The sequence below is a fragment of the Rhizobacter sp. P2_G4 genome (genome assembly GCF_056403575.1).
In genome coordinates this window covers 237946-254085 of sequence record NZ_JBFUFG010000002.1, presented here as the reverse complement: position 1 = coordinate 254085, position 16140 = coordinate 237946, and the positions used below count along the sequence as shown (strand labels likewise).

Genomic DNA, 16140 nt, shown 5'->3' with positions numbered 1-16140 from the left:
TTCGACATCAACCTGTTCGTGTGACTCGCATGGCCAACGCGATCCGAGATCCGCTTGCCGATCGCGGCTCGACGTGTTCCTGCGCTGGTGAATCCACCTACCGTGAGACAAAGAGGTCATCGAGGCGGCCTGTGGCGAGCTCGGCGTCGAAGGCGGTTGCGATCTGCCGGATGCTGTCCTGGCAGCGTACCCACGGCGGCTCCTTGGGCGGCGGCGCGAACAGGCCGACGTGGTCGTCGTGCGCACCGACGGCAACCACGTGGTCGCAGCCGGGCAGCGTGAAGGTGCGATCGTCGGGCTTCGAGCTGTAAGCCCCCTCCTTGGCGACTTGCGCCCCCATGCGCTCGATGAGAAAGCGCTTGAACACCTGCTCCATGCCAGAAGCAACCGGTGCCACCCTGTATTCGATGCGGTCGCCGAAGTCGACGATGCTCCCCTGCCAGGGCGCCGGTTTCACGTTCGGGCGCTGCACCAGGCGCTCGTGACCTTGTGCGTCGCGCTGCCATTGAAAGTAGTGCTCGAGCCAGGCCGGAGTGACGTCACGCGAGTCGCGATAGCGCATGCCATGGGCGTCGATGGCCAGCCCATACGCATTGCCGCTCGGCACGTCGATCACCACCAGCGCGGGTGCGCTTTTGTTCTGTCCAGGCAAGGGATTCAGACTGCCGCTGGCCACGAACTGCGTATGCCCGGGGGAGAAAACCAAGGCCGTCGCATTGGTGCCCGCATTGGCGCCCCCCAGCGGCTGGTCACGCTCGACCCAGGGTTTGAACGTGTAGGTGGCGAGCGTGTGCACATCGATCACCGTGCGGTCGCTCAGCCGCAACCACCGGCCTCCTTGCAGCGTTGTGCCCGTTGCCATCGACACTTTCTGCACACCGTACATCGTGCTCTCGCCGGGCTGGCCTTGTTGCTCGTCCAGCCACTGCGCGTACGCCATGCCACCTGAGGTTTGGCCGAAGTCCTTCACCACCAGCTGGCCCTCGTCTTCGTAGATCAGCCGAAAGTGGCTGGTGACGAGCAGCAGCGCCGGGCGCGTGGCGTCGGGCAGACGCAGCACACGCCAGAAGTGGGAATGCCCGCCGATCACCACCTCCTTACCCTGCCATCGCACGCTGAAGGACGTGACTTCCATGGTGGAGAACAGGCCGCCGCCGGTGCCGAAGCCGCCCGATGAAATGCGGCGGCCTGCGGCTGTGATCTCAAACGGGCCGTGGGAAAGCGTTTCGTTGCTGCGAGGCTTGGCAACCACGTTGCTGCCCAGGCACAACAGCAGCAACGCACCGATCAGCCCGCAGGCCCAGACGAGGAAGTTCATTCGGGTCCTTGTTGTGAAGGACCGAACTTTCCAGCGTCGAGGTTTCAATCGAATGGCAGCTGCGCAAGCCTTGGTTTCAATGGTTGCAGCCGCCGACTGACAGGGAGTCCGAGCCTTGTTTCAGCACAAGTCCAGCAGACTCTCTCCGGCTGTCAGCTGGGTACTCGATGCAGCCACGACCTGGGCACCCGCCGTGTGCAGAACTTCACCGAGCCGCCTGCCATTGGCCTGCGCGTAGTCCTCGGCGTTGTTGTTCATGACAACCTGCAGCCGGAGCGTTGGCCTGTCGATCTCCTTGATCTGCCAAGCCAGCCCCTCGAGCTCGGCGCTGTCGTATTCGTAGTTGAAGCGGCCCGACGAGGTGCGGCTCTTGTTGTTCCAGGTGTCGGCATTGCGCCCGTGCATGCGCACCAGGGCGTACTCGTCATGTGTGACCTGCCACACCGGCGGCACGGTGTTGGCAAAGCCCTGGGGCTCATCAACGATGGTGTGCACGACACCCAGGCGCCGCTCGAACTCGATCGTCTCGAACGCATTGACGCCGTCGAACCAGCTGAAGTTGCGGAACTCCACGCTCACCGTCTGATTCAGCATCCGCTCCACGCAATGCTCGACGTGAGCGTGGCCAGCGCGGTTGCGCACGACCCAGGGCGCGAACTGAAAGTGGACGAGCCCCAGGCGACCGGCCGAACGCAGCGGCGCCAGGCCGTCGATGAAGCGGTCCCACAGCTCGTCGCGCAGCTCGGGCGGTACATCGCGGTAATACAGGATCGAGCTGTCGCGCAGCGTGGTGGGAAGCGCTTCGCGAATGTCCGCCGGCAGCGCTTCGGGCGAGGTCTGGTGCCCGGTGAAGAGCCGGAACGCCTTGGCGTTCATCACGAAGCCTTCGGGCGTACGCTCGGCCCAGCGGCGCGTCATCGCGGGCGCAGGCAGCGCATAGAAGCTCGAGTCGACCTCGACCAGCGGGAACTGAGACGCGTAGTAACGCAGCCGTGCCTCGGCGCTCATGTCCGCCGAGGGATAGAAGCGACCGCAGTCGATCAGCGCTGGGTGAGACCAAGAAGCCGTGCCGATCCAGATGCTCATGCCTGCCTCGTTAACTGTGAATTCATACAGTATATGATCCGCCCGCAGGCAGTTCCATGGGCGACCCTTCCGAATCTCCATCCAGCAAGCCGCCCCAATTCCCTGAGGCGGTGAGCAAGGCGCGCGACGTCTTTGCAGAGCTCAACGATCGCCAGCGCGAGGCGGTCGAGCACGGGCTGGCATCAGACGAAGAGCGCGGGCCCTTGCTCGTCATCGCAGGTGCAGGCACCGGCAAGACGAAGACGCTGGCGAGCCGGGTGGCGCGGCTGGTGCAAACCGGCGCAGACCCGCAGCGCATCCTGCTCCTCACCTTCGCGCGCCGCGCGGCCGGGGAGATGGAGCAGCGGGTCGGCCGGCTTCTTCACCGGCTGCTCGGGTACGGGTCGACGCAAGCGCCACCGCACTTCCCGTGGAGCGGCACCTTCCACAGCGTGGGCGCGCGGCTTCTTCGCGACTACGCAGAGCGCATCGGCCTCGCGCCCAACTTCACCATCCTGGACCGCTCCGACGCTGAGGACCTGATGGGCCTGGTTCGCCAGGAGCGCGGCCTGGCCGAGACGGTGGAGCGCTTCCCGCAGAAGGGCAGTTGCCTGGCGATCTACTCGCGCGTGGTCAACAGCCAGTCGCGCCTGGACCAGGTGCTGCAGACCCACTACCCCTGGTGCTTCGAGTCGCACGACGCGCTCAAGCAGCTGTTCAAGGCGTACGCCGATGCCAAGCACCAGCAGCAGGTGCTCGACTACGACGACCTGCTGCTGTACTGGAGCCACATGATGGGTGACCCCGGCGTGGCGGCCGACATTCGCGGCCGCTTCGACCACGTGCTGATCGACGAGTACCAGGACACCAATCGCCTGCAGGGCGCGATCGTGCTGGGCTTGAAGCCGCAGGGCGAGAACCTCACGGTGGTGGGCGACGATGCCCAGGCCATCTACTCTTTCCGCGCCGCGGACGTGCACAACATCCTCGACTTCCCGAACCAGTTCAACCCACCTGCGCGCATCGTGGCGCTGGAGCAGAACTACCGCTCCACGCAACCGATCCTGGAGGCGTCGAACGCCGTGATCGGCCTGGCCAAGAAGCGCCATGCCAAGGATCTCTGGTCTGATCAACCCTCGAGCGAACTGCCGCGCATCACGGCCGTGCCAGATGAAGGGGCGCAAGCGCGCTGGGTGGCCGATCAGGTGCTGCTGCGCCGTGAAGAAGGCATCCGCCTGATCAAGCAAGCGGTGCTCTTCAGGACCTCGAGCCACAGCGCGCCGCTCGAGCTCGAGCTGACCCGCCGCAACATCCCGTTCCGCAAGTTCGGTGGGCTCAAGTTCCTGGAGTCGACGCATGTCAAAGACGTGCTCAGCATTCTTCGTTGGGCGCAGAACCCGCGGGCTCGGCTGGCAGGCTTCAGGGTGTCGCAGTTGCTGCCGGGGTTCGGGCCCGTCACGGCAGGCAGGCTGCTCGATGAGATGGAACAGCAGGCAGACCCGCTCACGGTGATCCAGGCGTTTACGCCACCCAAGGCGGCATCGGCCGATTGGACGCAGCTGTCCGAATTGATCGTGGCCTTGTCGAACGAGAGTGAATGGCCCGCCGATCTGGAGCGGGCCATCGAGTGGTACCAGCCGCACCTCGAGCGGCTGCATGACGATGCCGAGGTGCGGCTGGCCGATCTCGAGCAGATCGCTCGCATCGCTCAGGGCTTTTCGAGCAGGGAGCGGTTTCTCACCGAGCTGACGCTCGATCCGCCGCAGGCCAGCAGCGATGAATCGGGAGCGCCGCATCTCGACGAGGACTACCTGATCCTGTCCACCATCCATTCCGCCAAGGGGCAGGAATGGAATGCGGTCTATGTGCTCAATACGGTGGATGGCTGCATGCCATCGGACATGGCCACCGGCCGCGACGAAGACATCGAAGAAGAACGTCGGCTGCTGTATGTCGCCATGACCCGCGCGAAGCACCACCTCGCGTTGATAACGCCCCAGCGGTTCTACGTCCGCCAGCAGCGGCGTGGTGGCGACAGCTACATCAACGCAACGCTGACGCGATTCATCCCCGGAAAGGTGGCGCGTCTGTTCGAACGGATCAATCCGGTGGCGGTGCCGGATCGCATCGAAGCCCAACCGCCAGCACCTGTGGTCGACATCGGCATCAAGTTGCGAGCGATGTGGGACTGAGGACCGGGCTTCCCAGACGGCCCATGAGCGTGGGCTTCAAGGTCGAGCAGTTTCCTGGTTCTTGGCCCGCCTCAGGTAGACCGCGGTTCGGCTCCTGTCGCTTCGCGCCACCTGGCTCGGCGTTCCACTGGCAACCACTTGGCCACCGGCGTCGCCGCCACCAGGGCCCATGTCGATGAGCCAGTCGCAAGCGGCGATCACCTTGAGGTCGTGCTCCACCACGATGACGGTGTTGCCGGCGTTCACCAGGTGCTCGAGCTGCGCCATCAACCTGTCCACGTCCAAGGCGTGCAGCCCTGAGGTCGGTTCATCCAGCACATAGAGCGCGTCACCGCGCTGCGCGCGCTGGAGCTCGGTCGCCAACTTGATGCGCTGCGCCTCGCCACCAGAGAGTTCGGTGGCCGGTTGCCCCAGGCGCAGGTAGCCGAGGCCGATGTCTCGCAGCAGGCTCAATGGCCTCGCCACCACCGGCTCATCCGCAAAGAAGGTGTGGGCCTCGTCGACCGTCATGGCCAGCACGTCGGCGATGCTCTTGCCGCGCCACAGGATCTTCAGCGTCGCTTCGTTGAACCTCGCGCCATGGCAGCTCGGGCAAGGCGCGTACACGCTGGGCATGAACAAAAGCTCAACGGAGACGAAGCCCTCGCCCTCGCAGGTGTCGCAGCGGCCCTTGGCCACGTTGAACGAGAAGCGCCCTGCGTCGTACTTGCGTGCGCGCGCTGCCCCAGTTTCTGCGAACAGCTTGCGCACGTGGTCGAACAGGCCTGTGTAGGTGGCCAGGTTCGAACGAGGCGTTCGGCCGATGGGCTTCTGATCGACCTGAACCAGCCGCCGGATTCCCTCCATGCCTGCATGAATGCGGCCACCCGCGCGTGGGTTCGACTCGAGCTGCCCTGCTTCCGAGTCGGTTTCGTCGACCGCGGGCTCGCTGCCCAGGTGCTCCAGCACCAGACCGACCAGCGCTTGGGTGACGAGGCTCGACTTGCCGGAGCCCGACACGCCCGACACGGCCGTCAGCGCATGCAGCGGAAACCTTGCGTCGACGCCCTTCAGGTTGTTGAGCGTGATGCCACGCACATCCAGCCACGCTTTCGGCTCCCGTGGGACTCTGGCTGCGTCAGGATTCGCCGCAAACAGATAGCGCGCAGTGTGCGAATTGGTAACCTGCTGCAGGCCATTCGGCGGGCCGCTGTAGAGCACCTGCCCTCCCAACTCGCCAGCATCGGGGCCTACATCCACCAGCCAGTCGGCGCGCCGCATCACGTCGAGGTCGTGCTCCACCACAAAGATGGAATTGCCGGACTGCCTGAGTTCTTCAAGCGCCTGCATCAGGGCTTCGTTGTCGGCCGGGTGCAGGCCCGACGAGGGTTCGTCGAGCACATAGACGACACCAAAGAGATTCGAGCGAATCTGCGTGGCCAGCCGCAAGCGCTGCAGTTCACCGGGTGAAAGCGTCGGCGTGCTGCGGTCGAGCGAGAGATAGCCGAGGCCAAGCCGCCGCAGCGATGCCAGGCGCTCCAGCACATCGGCCGCGATGCGCTGTGCCGCAATGCGCTTTTCTTGCGAGAGGTTGGCGGTTCGTCTCGCATCGTTCGCCGCGTGATGGGCAGAGCCACCGGCTGCAACTCGCTTGGCCGTGTCTTCGTGGGCTCGGGCACGACTCAGCGTTGATGGGCTCTTGAGTCCTGCGTCCGGGCCGAACTCGCCACGCGACGCCGGCTCGAGCGCACACGCCATCTGGTCGAGTGTCATCTGCGACAACTCGCTGATGTCGTACCCAGCGAACTTGACCGAGAGTGCTTCTCGCTTCAGACGCTTTCCATGGCACATCGGGCAGGTGGTCCCGATCATGAAGCGAGACGCCCGCTTCTTCATCAGCGCACTTTGCGAGGTTGCAAAGGTGTGCAGCACATGCTTGCGCGCGCCGATGAACGTGCCTTGATAACTCGGCTCTGCCTTTCGCCGCAGCGCGGCTCGCGTTTCCGCAGGTGTGAAGCCGGCATATACGGGCACGGTGGGCTGCTCGTCCGTGAACAGGATCCAGTCGCGGTCTTTCTTAGGCAGCTGCTTCCACGGCCGGTCGACGTCGTACCCGAGCGTCACGAGGATGTCGCGCAGGTTCTGGCCCTGCCACGCTGTGGGCCAGGCCGCAACGGCACGTTCGCGGATGGTCAGCGAGTCGTCCGGCACCATGGTTCGCTCGCTGACCTCGAACACGCGGCCCAGGCCATGGCACTCGGGGCACGCGCCCTGGGTGGTGTTCGGCGAGAAATCCTCTGCATAGAGCATGGGCTGGCGCGCCGGGTACGTCCCCGCACGCGAGTACAGCATGCGAATCAGGCTCGAGAGGGTCGTGACGCTCCCCACCGACGAACGCGCGTTCGGCGTGCCGCGCTGCTGCTGAAGCGAGACCGCGGGAGGCAACCCGTCGATCGAATCCACGTCGGGCACGCCGACCTGATCGATCAGGCGTCGCGCGTAGGGTGAGACCGACTCGAAGTAGCGTCGCTGCGCCTCGGCATAGATGGTTCCGAACGCCAGCGATGACTTGCCGGACCCCGAGACGCCGGTGAAGACCACCAGCGCATCACGCGGTACGTCGACATCCACATTCTTCAGGTTGTGCTCGCGCGCACCCCTGACGCTGACCATGCCGCGGTGTTCTGAGTCCGCTTGCTTCATCCGTTAGTCTCCTGACAGCGCTCAGGCCGATCCCGCGCGCGGCAGGGCAAGAAAGAAGCGAACCATCTGGGCCGACGCGTCTGGCCCGGTGCGGTCGGTGTATGAGCCGCGGGCGTCCCCGCCCGACCACGCGTGACCCGCGCCGTGCAGCACCCACGACTCGATCAGCGCATGCCCTTCCGCGTCAGAATGCACCGTGCGTGTGTAGCCGCGACCACCGGGCGTCTTGCCGGTCTGAGTGCTGGAGGTGAGAGGCACGTCGCCCGCCTGGGCGAGGTACGCGTCCTTCGCCTGCTTGACGATCTCCGAGCCATTGGTCTGTTGCACGGTGTGATCGCGGTCGCCATGGAAGACGATCGTGGGCACAGGCTGCACCGCCTTCTTTGGTGAGGCAGCCGCAGCGCTCGGCATTCCCTGTGCGCGTGCGAGCCCACTGCGGCCGCCTTTCATTGCGGCCATTGCCGATGGGATGTCATGTGCGCTGCCATAAGGCAAGCCGGAATGCGCGCCGACGCCCGCAAAAAGCTCGGGGTAGGTTTCGCCCAAGACGACGGCCATGGCCGCACCAGCAGAAAGACCGGCGACGAACATGCGACGCAGGTCGGCGTCATGGCGCGTTGCGACCTCGCGCACGATGCCGGCGATCAACGAGGGTTCGCCAGCGTCGCGCAGCTGGTCCTGTTGCTTGAACCAGTTCCAGCATTTCGACGTGTTCGCGCGCGCGGGTTGCTCGGGGTACACCACGAGAAAGCCGTGCTCGTCGGCAAGGCGGTTCATCTGCGTTCCCGCCGCGAAATCGTCAGGCGACTGGGTGCAGCCATGCAGCATCACCATCACGGGCAGCGACGACTCATGAGCGCCGGCCGGCACGTAGAGCTTGTAGGAGCGCGTACCGGCATGGTTGCTGAACTCATGTGTTTCGAAGCTGCCTGGTGCCCCTATCCCATCGGTTGATGGGCGATTGCTTGGTCTGGCTTCTCCATCAGCATCGGCGGTGCCAACGACGCGGGCTTCCACATCGATCACCGACTCGGTCGACCTTGGGGCGGTTGGCGTGTCACCCAAGCCCGCAGATGCCAGTGCACTCCTGATGGTCTCGGCGACGTTGTGCAGGGGCCCCGCCGTGGTGTCGAGCCCGGCGGAGGCAAGCGCCCGCTGAATCGTTTCGTTGATCGCGTCGGCATCGAATGCCGGTGATCGTGCGTTGAAGCGGTATTGCATGAGTCTCTTTCGGTTGTTGAAGGAGCAGATCAATGGATGCGACCTGCCAAGGCCTTTCGCACCTCGGGGCTGGCCTGGAATGCGCCCAGAACCGTCACCGACTCGATGGCTTCGCGCGCCAAAGAGGGCGTCACGTCGTCGGCGATTCGTGCAAGGCCGACGACCTGCACCTGCAGGCGCTCGCCTGCGGCCACGGCCCGCTCGAGGTCGGCTCGGCTGTAGTGCTGAAGGCCCACCGTCAGTGTTCGGCGCGTGACCGTCTGCTTGAGGATGTCGGCATGCAGAGCCAGCTGGTTGCGAAGCGCGGTTCGGATGAGATCCGAGCGATTCGAATAGAAGCCTTCCTGCACCAGCAAATCGACGTGGCCAAGATCGACCACGCCCACGTTGACGGTCATCTTTTCCGTCTCGCCGGCTCGCGGCCGAGGTTCGATGATTGCGCCCATAACATCCTATTGGAATCCAATTAGATTCCAATTGGAGCATAAGACGCCCGGAATCAAGAAGCGGCGGCAAGAAGACCATGTTGGCCGCAGCCCTCATCGCAACGACTGCTTTGACTGCCGACGCGCTACACCGTTGGTACCACCACCGGCCTCGTAAAGCGCAGACCCAGCACGAGCGGCACCACGATCGCGTAGACAACCAGGGCCGACAGCCAGATCGCGCCCGGCCATTGCGCTCTGACGCCGAAATAGATGCTCGAGAACGCAAGCGGACAGACGATCGAGGCCAGACTGACAGCTGAAGCGAGCACGCCTTGAAACTCGCCCTGCTGGCTCTCGTCGACCTGCCTTGTCGCCAGCGACTGCAACGCAGGTGCTCCAATGCCGCCGAGCGCGAAGACCGGCATGACCGCGAAGATCATCCAGGCCTGGGTAGCAAAGGCCATGACGATCAGCGCAACGCACGCGGCAGCAACGCCCGTCAAAATGGTCGCGCGTTCGCCGAGCAGTCTCACTGCGGGTCCGGGAACGAATGCCTGCGCAAGCGTCTGGCAGACCCCGAACGCGCCCAGCGACAGGCCGATCCAAAGCCCGTTCCACTGGAAGGCGTCGCTCCCCCATAGAGCCCAACAGGTGCCATAGACCTCGCCGGCGGCGCTGAAGGCAAAGAAGATGAGGGTGACGGGCAGCAGGCTCTTCGCCGAGAAGACCCAACGCAGTGGCCGCAGGGGATTCAGCGCCTTCAGATCGATGGGCTCCCTGGTTGGAGTGCGCGACTCCGGCAGCATGAAGAACGCCAGCAGCAGATTGAAGGCGTTCAGCACGGCCGCCGCCATGAACGGAAGCCGCAGCCCGTGGTCACCGAGGGTGCCGCCCAGGACGGGGCCGACGATGAAGCCCATGCCGAACATGGCATTCATGAGGCCGAAGCGGCGTGCGCGCTTGTCCTCCGGAGAGATGTCCGTGATGTAGGCGGCGGCCACCGAGCTGTTGGCACTCGTCAGCCCGGCAATGGCGCGGCCGAGCAACAACATCCACAGACTGGGCGCGAACGCCAGGAACAGGTAGTTCACCGCCGCGCCGGCAAGCGAAATCAGCAGCACCGGGCGCCGGCCGAGCCGGTCGCTCAGCGAACCAAGCACCGGTGCGAAGACGAATTGCATCGTCGCGTAGAGCGCCATCATGATGCCGATGAACGGGGCCACGTTATCCGCGTGAGTCACGTCCTTCAGCAGCGAAGGCAGGATCGGAAAGATGAGGCCGATGCCGACAGCATCCAGGACGATGGCAGTGAAGATGACGACGAGCGGCTTGTTCATGGTGAGCGCGCATGGAGCGCTGAAAATGTACTGAGTACATAAATTGTACTCAGTACAATGAAACCATGTCTGTGCCCCCATCCAGCCACCGATCCCGCAAGCGCCTTGCCACCAGGCAGGACATCTCCAATGCCGCCACGCGCCTTTTCTGGGAACGCGGTTTCGATCGGGTGACGGTGGACGAGATCGCGGCAGCCACGGGTGTGGCGCGCATGACGGTGTTCAACCACTTTCCCCGCAAAGAGGACATGTTCTTCGACCGCGACGATGAAGCCCGCGAGGTCTTGCGTGAGGCCCTGCGCCAGCGCGATCCCCTCGTCTCGCCCATCGAGACGCTGCGCCTGCTGGTGCATCGGCTGGTGGAGCAGCAGACCCCTTACGTCAACTTTTCTGACGAGAGCCAGAACTTCATCAAGACGATCGAGGGCAGCGAAACCCTCAAGGCGCGAGCCAGAGCGATACGTGACGAGATCACGCAAGTCGTTGCAGTAGCGATGTCCGAATCCGTCGGGCGGGAGCCGGGTGATCCCGCCGCCCATCTGGCCGCGGGCCTGCTCCTGGCAACGTGGACCGTGGCCCTGATCCAAGCGCAAGGGACATATCGACACAGGCGAGACGCGAAGGAAGCCACAGCCCTCTTTCTCGCTCTCGTCGACAAGGGAAGCATCGGAGCCAAGGCTGCGTTGGCCGGCACGGCCTACGCCTGAAGACTCATGGCACGCCCGCGCCCTCATCGCGATAGGACTGGGCTGCCTCCGTAACGGCATGTGCCATCAGCGCCGCCACCAGGCTTTCGGCATCGGCAAACGCGACGACATCGCCCGTGCCGACATGCTCAAGCAGCCCAGAGACTTGGCCCTGTTCGGGCTGAGAGTCGCGGTGCAACTTCACGATGTAGCAAAGGCTGCCTGGATGGGACGGGATCGGATTCAGTGTCATGGCATGTGGCGGCAGTGCGCTGGATCGCGCGTGGAACCACCAGCGTAGGCGCGCATGGCCATTGAGTCGTGATGAAACCGTGTTGATTCGGTGTCAAGCGCCGCCGAAGACCCTCAGGCACGTGCCAACAGCGCCTGCGCGCGGCGCACCAACGGGGCGCTACTGCTTTCCAGGTTCGCGACCACGCCGCGCAGCAACTCGATGTCGTCCGAGCTCGCGTGTGGGCCTTCGCACAGGTCGACCAACACGGTCAGCTCCAGCCACGGTGACCGCTGGCGTCGGGCCTCGATCAGCGCCTGGTGGGCGGCATGATGAGCGTCCGTTGACGCGTGTTGGGCAAGTGCGATCCGGCGCTTCAGCAACAGCAATTGCGGTAGGTAGCGGTGTTCGTGCAGGCGCGTCGTCAGCTCAAGTGCCTCGTCCACGTGTTGCACGGCCACGTTCCAGTCGCCCGCCAGGATTGCCGCTTCGGCGGCGTAGCCCAGCACCTCCGAACCACCGTGCAGCAGGCCAGTTAGCACACTGTGCCGATGGGCGCGTTCAATCTGGGCATGGCCGTCCACGGGACTGTCCAACCAAGCTTTTGCCAGCCCGGCGAACCACTCGCTCGGGCCCTGGCTCGCCGCCAGCGCCCCTTCGTCGGTAATGTTGCGCAGTTGCTCCGTCCTCGCGGCAACCTGGTCTTGCGCGCCGCGGCGGATGTCGCACAGCAGCGCAAGCCACGTGGCAATCATGCGGGCCATGGGTTGCTTCAAGGCCCGGGCCCGTGCGAGGGCGAGGTCGGACACGGTCCTGGAGCGCTGGTCGAAGCCCGCCAGCAGCAGCGGCAGCGCCAGCGCCGCCTGCATGTTGACCAGCGGGTCCAGCACGAAGGCCGATTGCAGCAGGCGTTCGTCGAGCGCTGCTGCGGCCTCGATCCCCTGTTCGAGCACGGCGATGGCGTCGCCGGGTGGCCCTTCCAGCTTGATGATCTGGCCGAGCAGGTCGCAGGCCGCCACGGTCAGCACGGGATCCTGGCGCTGCCGCGCTTGGGCCAGGCAGCGTTCAGCCAGTTCGCGCGCCTGTTGCGGCCCGCCACGCAGGAAGAGACCGAGCCCCAGCCCATGCAGTGCCATGCTTCGCAGCCGGTGGTTCGGCAAGGCATCCATCGCGGCGTGCGCCTGCTCGAACGACTGCAGAGTGGCGTCGGCGGTGACGCCCAAGACCTGGGCCGCTGCGGCGCCGCGCAAGGTGTGGAGCGTGGCCAGCAGCTCCTGCACCGCGGCGCCGGGCTGGCATCGCTTGGCCAACGACAGGCCGCGGTCGGCCAGCCGCAGTGCATCTGCGGGAGCGAACTGCTGCAGCGCACCCTCGGCCGCAGCTGCGCAGTAAGGAAGTGCCGCATCCGGGTCCTGCCCCAATTCGAACTGGGTCGCGAGCTCCGCAGCCGAGGCTGCGGCACCAGACGTTTCTGCAAGCGCACGCGCCACGCGGCGGTGCAACTGAGCGCGTGCGAGGGTGCCCATGCGGTCGTGAAACACGTGCCGGACCAACGCATGCCGGAACGCATAGCGCGCTTCCAGCTCGCCATCCGCAGCCCGCTCCACCTGGGTCGAGGCGAGCCACTGCTGCCGGTGCGCCAGCAGGTCGCACTGCGCGGCCACCCACTCGGCGTCGCGCCCGAGCACCTGGGCCACCACGGCGGGCCTGAACTCGACGCCGCAGGCGCTGGCCGCTTCCAGCAAGGCCATTTGCTCGCCAGGCAGGCGTGCGATTTGGCGTTCCATGACGCCGGCCAGGCTCTCCGGAACTGACAGTGCGTCGAAACTCAGCTGCGCATCACCCGACAGAACGCGCGCAGGCAGCGCGCCTTGCGCCAGCAAATCGTCGATGACGTTGGCCACGAAGAGGGGCAGCCCGTCGGTGTGCCGGTGCAGCGCCTGCAGCAGGGGCTCGGGCCAGTCGGCACCATCGAGTCGGCGGGCGACGTAGGCGGCCAGCTCCTGCTCCGAGAATGAGTCGATGAGGACCTCGTCGGCCAGGCGGTGCAGTCGCAGCTCATGGCGCACGGCTCGCACCGGGTGGTCGTCGGCGATCACCTCCGCCACGCGGAAGGTGGCCAGCCACATCCAGCGCGCCGTGCCGCGCCGGCGCGCGACGTGATTGATCAGGTTCACGGTGGCGTGGTCGCTCCATTGCAGGTCTTCGGTGACCAGCAGCAGCGGCGTCTCCCTGGCCCAGCGGTCGAGCAGCTCGCCGAACTCGCGCAGCATGCGGTCCTGGGTGGAGCCGGCGAGTTCGCGTCGCAGCGCCTCGCGCTCCGGCTCGCTGCACAGCCAGGGCAGCTGCAGCAGCCAGGTCGGTGCGACGCTGCGCATCAAGGCGGCGAGGTCGCGCCCGTGGTGCTCGTCGCGCGCGAGCGAGCCCAGCGCCTCCAGCACCGGCAGATAGGGTTCGCCGGGTCCGTGTTGTTCTACGCACTGGCCTCGCGCGACCGCCACAGGGCCGAGTGAAGCAGCAAAGTGATCGACCAAGGTCGTTTTGCCGACACCGGCTTCGCCGGCCAGCCAGCACAGCTGGCGCTGGCCGGCGGACGCACGACCCCACGCAGCCTGCAGTCGCGACAACGCTGCCACACGGCCGGTGATCGGGGGTACAGCGGGGGTTCCGGCCGCAGGCGCCGAAACCAATGGAGCCTGCGCGGTGACGACAGGCACCGGCGCGACATCACCGTCACCGCCCTTGGCAATGAACCGGTAGCCGCGCCGCCAAGCGGTCTCGATGATTCGCGGCTGCTTCGCGTCGTCGTCGAGCACGGCACGCAGTTGCCGGATGGCCGACTTCAGCACCGACTCGGTGACGTGGCGGTGTCCCCAGACCGCGTCGAGCAGTTCATCCTTGGTCACCAGCTGGCCCGGGCGGCGCGCCAGCGCACAGAGCACGGAGAACGCACGCGGCGCCACGTCCAGCACCCGCGACTGGCGCTTCAGCCGCGCATTGGCCTCGTCGAGTTCGAACTCGGCGAAGCGCAGAAGCAGGGGCTCGGGTTCGCTCATGGGGGGTCGCAGGGGTTGCCGCAAATGTAGCCGGCACGCCACCGCTTCGAGACGGTTTCGACACCGTTCCGCGACGACACCGACGGGTGACATGCGGAGACTTGCATCCGTCCCTCACCCCATCGATGCACCGCACACCCACAGGAACCGACATGAACCCGATTGCCCCTGCGCCAGCCCACGCCATGACCTCTGCCCCGCACGTCGACACCGACGTGCTGATCGTCGGTGCCGGCCCGACCGGACTGACGCTCGCCGCCGCACTCGCCGCCAAAGGCGTGCGCACGACCCTCATCGACCGCCAGGCTGCCGGGGCCAACACCTCGCGTGCTGCCGTCGTCCACGCTCGGACGCTCGAGGTGCTCGAACCGCTGGGTGTGGCGCAGACGCTCGTCTCGCGTGGCATCCCGGCACAGCGCTTCACCATTCGTGATCGCGACCGCGTGCTGGTGCCGATCGGCTTCGAAGACCTGCCGACGCCGTATCCGTACACGCTGATGATTTCTCAGGCGGACACCGAAAGCGTGTTGCTTCAACGCCTGACCCGCCTGGGCGGGCGCGTGCAACGGCCGCGCACGCTGGTCGGCCTCACGCAGGACGCAACGAAGGCAACCGCGCTGCTCGACGATGGCAGCCGCGTGTCCGCGCGGTACGTGGTCGGTGCCGATGGCATGCACAGCGCGGTGCGCCAGCTGGCCGGCATCCCGTTCTCCGGCGGAAGCTACGACGAGTCTTTCTCGCTTGCCGACGTGCGACTGACCGGCGCGGTGCCGCGCGACGAGGTGATCCTCTACTTTTCACCGGCCGGCATGGTCGTGGTGGCACCGCTGCCCGGGGGTGTGCATCGCATCGTTTCGACCGTCGACGAAGCGCCTGAGCATCCCGACGTGGCGTTCGTACAGGCGCTGCTCGACACGCGTGGGCCAGAGCGCGAGAAGGCGGTCGTGCACGAGGTGCTGTGGGGTTCGCGTTTCCGGGTGCAGCACCGCATCGCCGATGCCTACCGCGCTGGGCGTGTGGTGCTCGCCGGCGACGCCGCCCATGTGCACAGCCCGGCTGGCGGCCAGGGCATGAACGCCGGCATCCTCGATGCGATGAGCCTTGCCGACGGGCTGGAGGCCGCCCTCGCCGGCCACACCAGCGCGCTCGATGCCTACGGCGCGCAGCGGCGCCCGGTGGCCCAGCAGATCGTCGCACTGGCCGATCGGCTGACGCGCATGGCGACGATCCGCCCCGGACTGCGCAGCTTGCGCAACCTGCTGTTGTCGACCGTGTCCCGCTTGCCGGCAGTGCGGCGTCAGCTGGCGTGGCGCTTGTCAGGCCTCGTCTATCGGTAGACAGGCGCGGAAATTCTCGTCACGTCATCGCCCCAAATGCCAGGAGAGCGCCATGCCATCGAATCGCCTGTTCATCCACACGTGGCACGCGCCGTTAACCTGGCTCACACGGGCCTTGCGAAACGCCCTGCAGCGCGCTGCAGCGGTGCAGCTCGAACGGCTGACTGTGCAGTCCTTGTCAGACATGAACGACCACCAACTCGCGGACATCGGTTTGACCCGCGGCGAGATCCGGTCAGCGGTAGAAGCCGGAAGCCTGGCAGGCAGGATCACGACAACACGCGCACCGCAACGGCCTCGGCGCGAAGCAGTGCCACCGACGCGATCGGCAGCGTCTTGCAGGAGCGCCTCGTGAAACCGGTCCGACACTTCATCGCCGTCTGCATGGCATCCCTTGGCGCGCTTGCTTCCGTGATGGCCGTCCCGCCGAGCAGCTTTCTGCTGAACTACTCGCCACAGGCACCGAACGTCGATCGCGAATCCCGCGCCGTGGCAGGAGCTGACCCACCAGCCGCCGCGTCGGCGGCCAGAGGTGGCGGCTAGCCGGCCCGCGTCGACTCCTGTCCCTCACGCCTGCGGTGAGGAG

13 protein-coding genes are annotated in these 16140 nt (G+C 65.9%); 5 read left to right on the top strand and 8 right to left on the bottom strand.

Annotation, left to right across the window (positions count from 1 at the left end; translation table 11 throughout):
- Positions 1-97: 97 nt before the first annotated feature.
- Together AC1DYS_RS07700 and AC1DYS_RS07695 are read right to left on the bottom strand one after the other, a co-directional pair.
- Positions 98-1318, bottom strand: a complete 1221-nt coding sequence (locus AC1DYS_RS07700) for a hypothetical protein (RefSeq protein ID WP_477897714.1) — start codon at positions 1316-1318, stop codon at positions 98-100.
- A gap of 120 nt (positions 1319-1438) precedes the next feature.
- Positions 1439-2404, bottom strand: coding sequence for a DUF72 domain-containing protein (locus tag AC1DYS_RS07695; RefSeq protein ID WP_477897712.1), 966 nt, complete (start codon positions 2402-2404; stop codon positions 1439-1441).
- A 56-nt stretch (positions 2405-2460) separates the two neighbouring features.
- Here AC1DYS_RS07695 and AC1DYS_RS07690 point away from each other — a divergent pair, with 56 nt between their 5' ends.
- Positions 2461-4575: an ATP-dependent helicase gene (locus AC1DYS_RS07690; protein WP_477897710.1), complete on the top strand. Its 2115-nt coding sequence runs from the start codon at positions 2461-2463 to the stop codon at positions 4573-4575.
- A gap of 36 nt (positions 4576-4611) precedes the next feature.
- On the opposite strand, the gene AC1DYS_RS07685 is transcribed toward AC1DYS_RS07690, so the two are convergent.
- From AC1DYS_RS07685 to AC1DYS_RS07670, 4 genes are all read right to left on the bottom strand, one after another.
- The gene (locus AC1DYS_RS07685; RefSeq protein ID WP_477897708.1) at positions 4612-7257 is read right to left on the bottom strand and encodes an excinuclease ABC subunit UvrA; all 2646 of its coding nucleotides are present in this window, start codon (positions 7255-7257) and stop codon (positions 4612-4614) included.
- A 21-nt stretch (positions 7258-7278) separates the two neighbouring features.
- Positions 7279-8478 (bottom strand): extracellular catalytic domain type 1 short-chain-length polyhydroxyalkanoate depolymerase, encoded by a 1200-nt coding sequence (locus AC1DYS_RS07680; protein WP_477897706.1) that lies wholly within the window; start codon positions 8476-8478, stop codon positions 7279-7281.
- Between the two features lie 29 nt (positions 8479-8507).
- Entirely contained in the window at positions 8508-8876 is a 369-nt protein-coding gene (locus tag AC1DYS_RS07675; protein WP_477897704.1) for a CopG family transcriptional regulator, read from the bottom strand.
- Between the two features lie 173 nt (positions 8877-9049).
- Positions 9050-10243: a TCR/Tet family MFS transporter gene (locus tag AC1DYS_RS07670; protein WP_477897702.1), complete on the bottom strand. Its 1194-nt coding sequence runs from the start codon at positions 10241-10243 to the stop codon at positions 9050-9052.
- 65 nt (positions 10244-10308) lie between these two features.
- On the opposite strand from AC1DYS_RS07670, the gene AC1DYS_RS07665 reads away from it, so the two are divergent.
- The gene (locus tag AC1DYS_RS07665; RefSeq protein ID WP_477897700.1) at positions 10309-10950 is read left to right on the top strand and encodes a TetR/AcrR family transcriptional regulator; all 642 of its coding nucleotides are present in this window, start codon (positions 10309-10311) and stop codon (positions 10948-10950) included.
- A 4-nt stretch (positions 10951-10954) separates the two neighbouring features.
- Here the strand turns inward: AC1DYS_RS07665 and AC1DYS_RS07660 are convergent, their stop codons facing one another.
- Together AC1DYS_RS07660 and AC1DYS_RS07655 are read right to left on the bottom strand one after the other, a co-directional pair.
- Positions 10955-11182 carry a glycosyltransferase family protein gene (locus AC1DYS_RS07660; protein ID WP_477897698.1) on the bottom strand — a complete coding sequence of 76 codons (228 nt, stop codon included), beginning with the start codon at positions 11180-11182 and terminating at the stop codon, positions 10955-10957.
- Between the two features lie 113 nt (positions 11183-11295).
- Entirely contained in the window at positions 11296-14217 is a 2922-nt protein-coding gene (locus AC1DYS_RS07655) for an ATP-binding protein (protein WP_477897696.1), read from the bottom strand.
- A 152-nt stretch (positions 14218-14369) separates the two neighbouring features.
- On the opposite strand from AC1DYS_RS07655, the gene AC1DYS_RS07650 reads away from it, so the two are divergent.
- The 3 genes from AC1DYS_RS07650 to AC1DYS_RS07640 are packed head-to-tail and all read left to right on the top strand — an operon-like array spanning position 14370 to position 16097.
- Entirely contained in the window at positions 14370-15554 is a 1185-nt protein-coding gene (locus AC1DYS_RS07650; RefSeq protein ID WP_477897694.1) for an FAD-dependent oxidoreductase, read from the top strand.
- A 52-nt stretch (positions 15555-15606) separates the two neighbouring features.
- Entirely contained in the window at positions 15607-15909 is a 303-nt protein-coding gene (locus AC1DYS_RS07645) for a DUF1127 domain-containing protein (RefSeq protein ID WP_477897692.1), read from the top strand.
- Positions 15906-16097: a hypothetical protein gene (locus AC1DYS_RS07640; RefSeq protein WP_477897690.1), complete on the top strand. Its 192-nt coding sequence runs from the start codon at positions 15906-15908 to the stop codon at positions 16095-16097. Before AC1DYS_RS07645 ends, AC1DYS_RS07640 begins: the two co-directional genes overlap by 4 nt.
- The last annotated feature ends 43 nt before the right edge of the window (positions 16098-16140 follow it).

Coding starts and splice junctions, on each gene's coding strand:
- AC1DYS_RS07680 (WP_477897706.1), bottom strand. CDS start 8,478: ATGCAATACCGCTTCAACGCACGATCACCGGCATTCGATGCCGACGCG.
- AC1DYS_RS07665 (WP_477897700.1), top strand. CDS start 10,309: ATGTCTGTGCCCCCATCCAGCCACCGATCCCGCAAGCGCCTTGCCACC.
- AC1DYS_RS07690 (WP_477897710.1), top strand. CDS start 2,461: ATGGGCGACCCTTCCGAATCTCCATCCAGCAAGCCGCCCCAATTCCCT.
- AC1DYS_RS07700 (WP_477897714.1), bottom strand. CDS start 1,318: ATGAACTTCCTCGTCTGGGCCTGCGGGCTGATCGGTGCGTTGCTGCTG.
- AC1DYS_RS07660 (WP_477897698.1), bottom strand. CDS start 11,182: ATGACACTGAATCCGATCCCGTCCCATCCAGGCAGCCTTTGCTACATC.
- AC1DYS_RS07685 (WP_477897708.1), bottom strand. CDS start 7,257: ATGAAGCAAGCGGACTCAGAACACCGCGGCATGGTCAGCGTCAGGGGT.
- AC1DYS_RS07675 (WP_477897704.1), bottom strand. CDS start 8,876: ATGACCGTCAACGTGGGCGTGGTCGATCTTGGCCACGTCGATTTGCTG.
- AC1DYS_RS07645 (WP_477897692.1), top strand. CDS start 15,607: ATGCCATCGAATCGCCTGTTCATCCACACGTGGCACGCGCCGTTAACC.
- AC1DYS_RS07655 (WP_477897696.1), bottom strand. CDS start 14,217: ATGAGCGAACCCGAGCCCCTGCTTCTGCGCTTCGCCGAGTTCGAACTC.
- AC1DYS_RS07650 (WP_477897694.1), top strand. CDS start 14,370: ATGAACCCGATTGCCCCTGCGCCAGCCCACGCCATGACCTCTGCCCCG.
- AC1DYS_RS07695 (WP_477897712.1), bottom strand. CDS start 2,404: ATGAGCATCTGGATCGGCACGGCTTCTTGGTCTCACCCAGCGCTGATC.
- AC1DYS_RS07670 (WP_477897702.1), bottom strand. CDS start 10,243: ATGAACAAGCCGCTCGTCGTCATCTTCACTGCCATCGTCCTGGATGCT.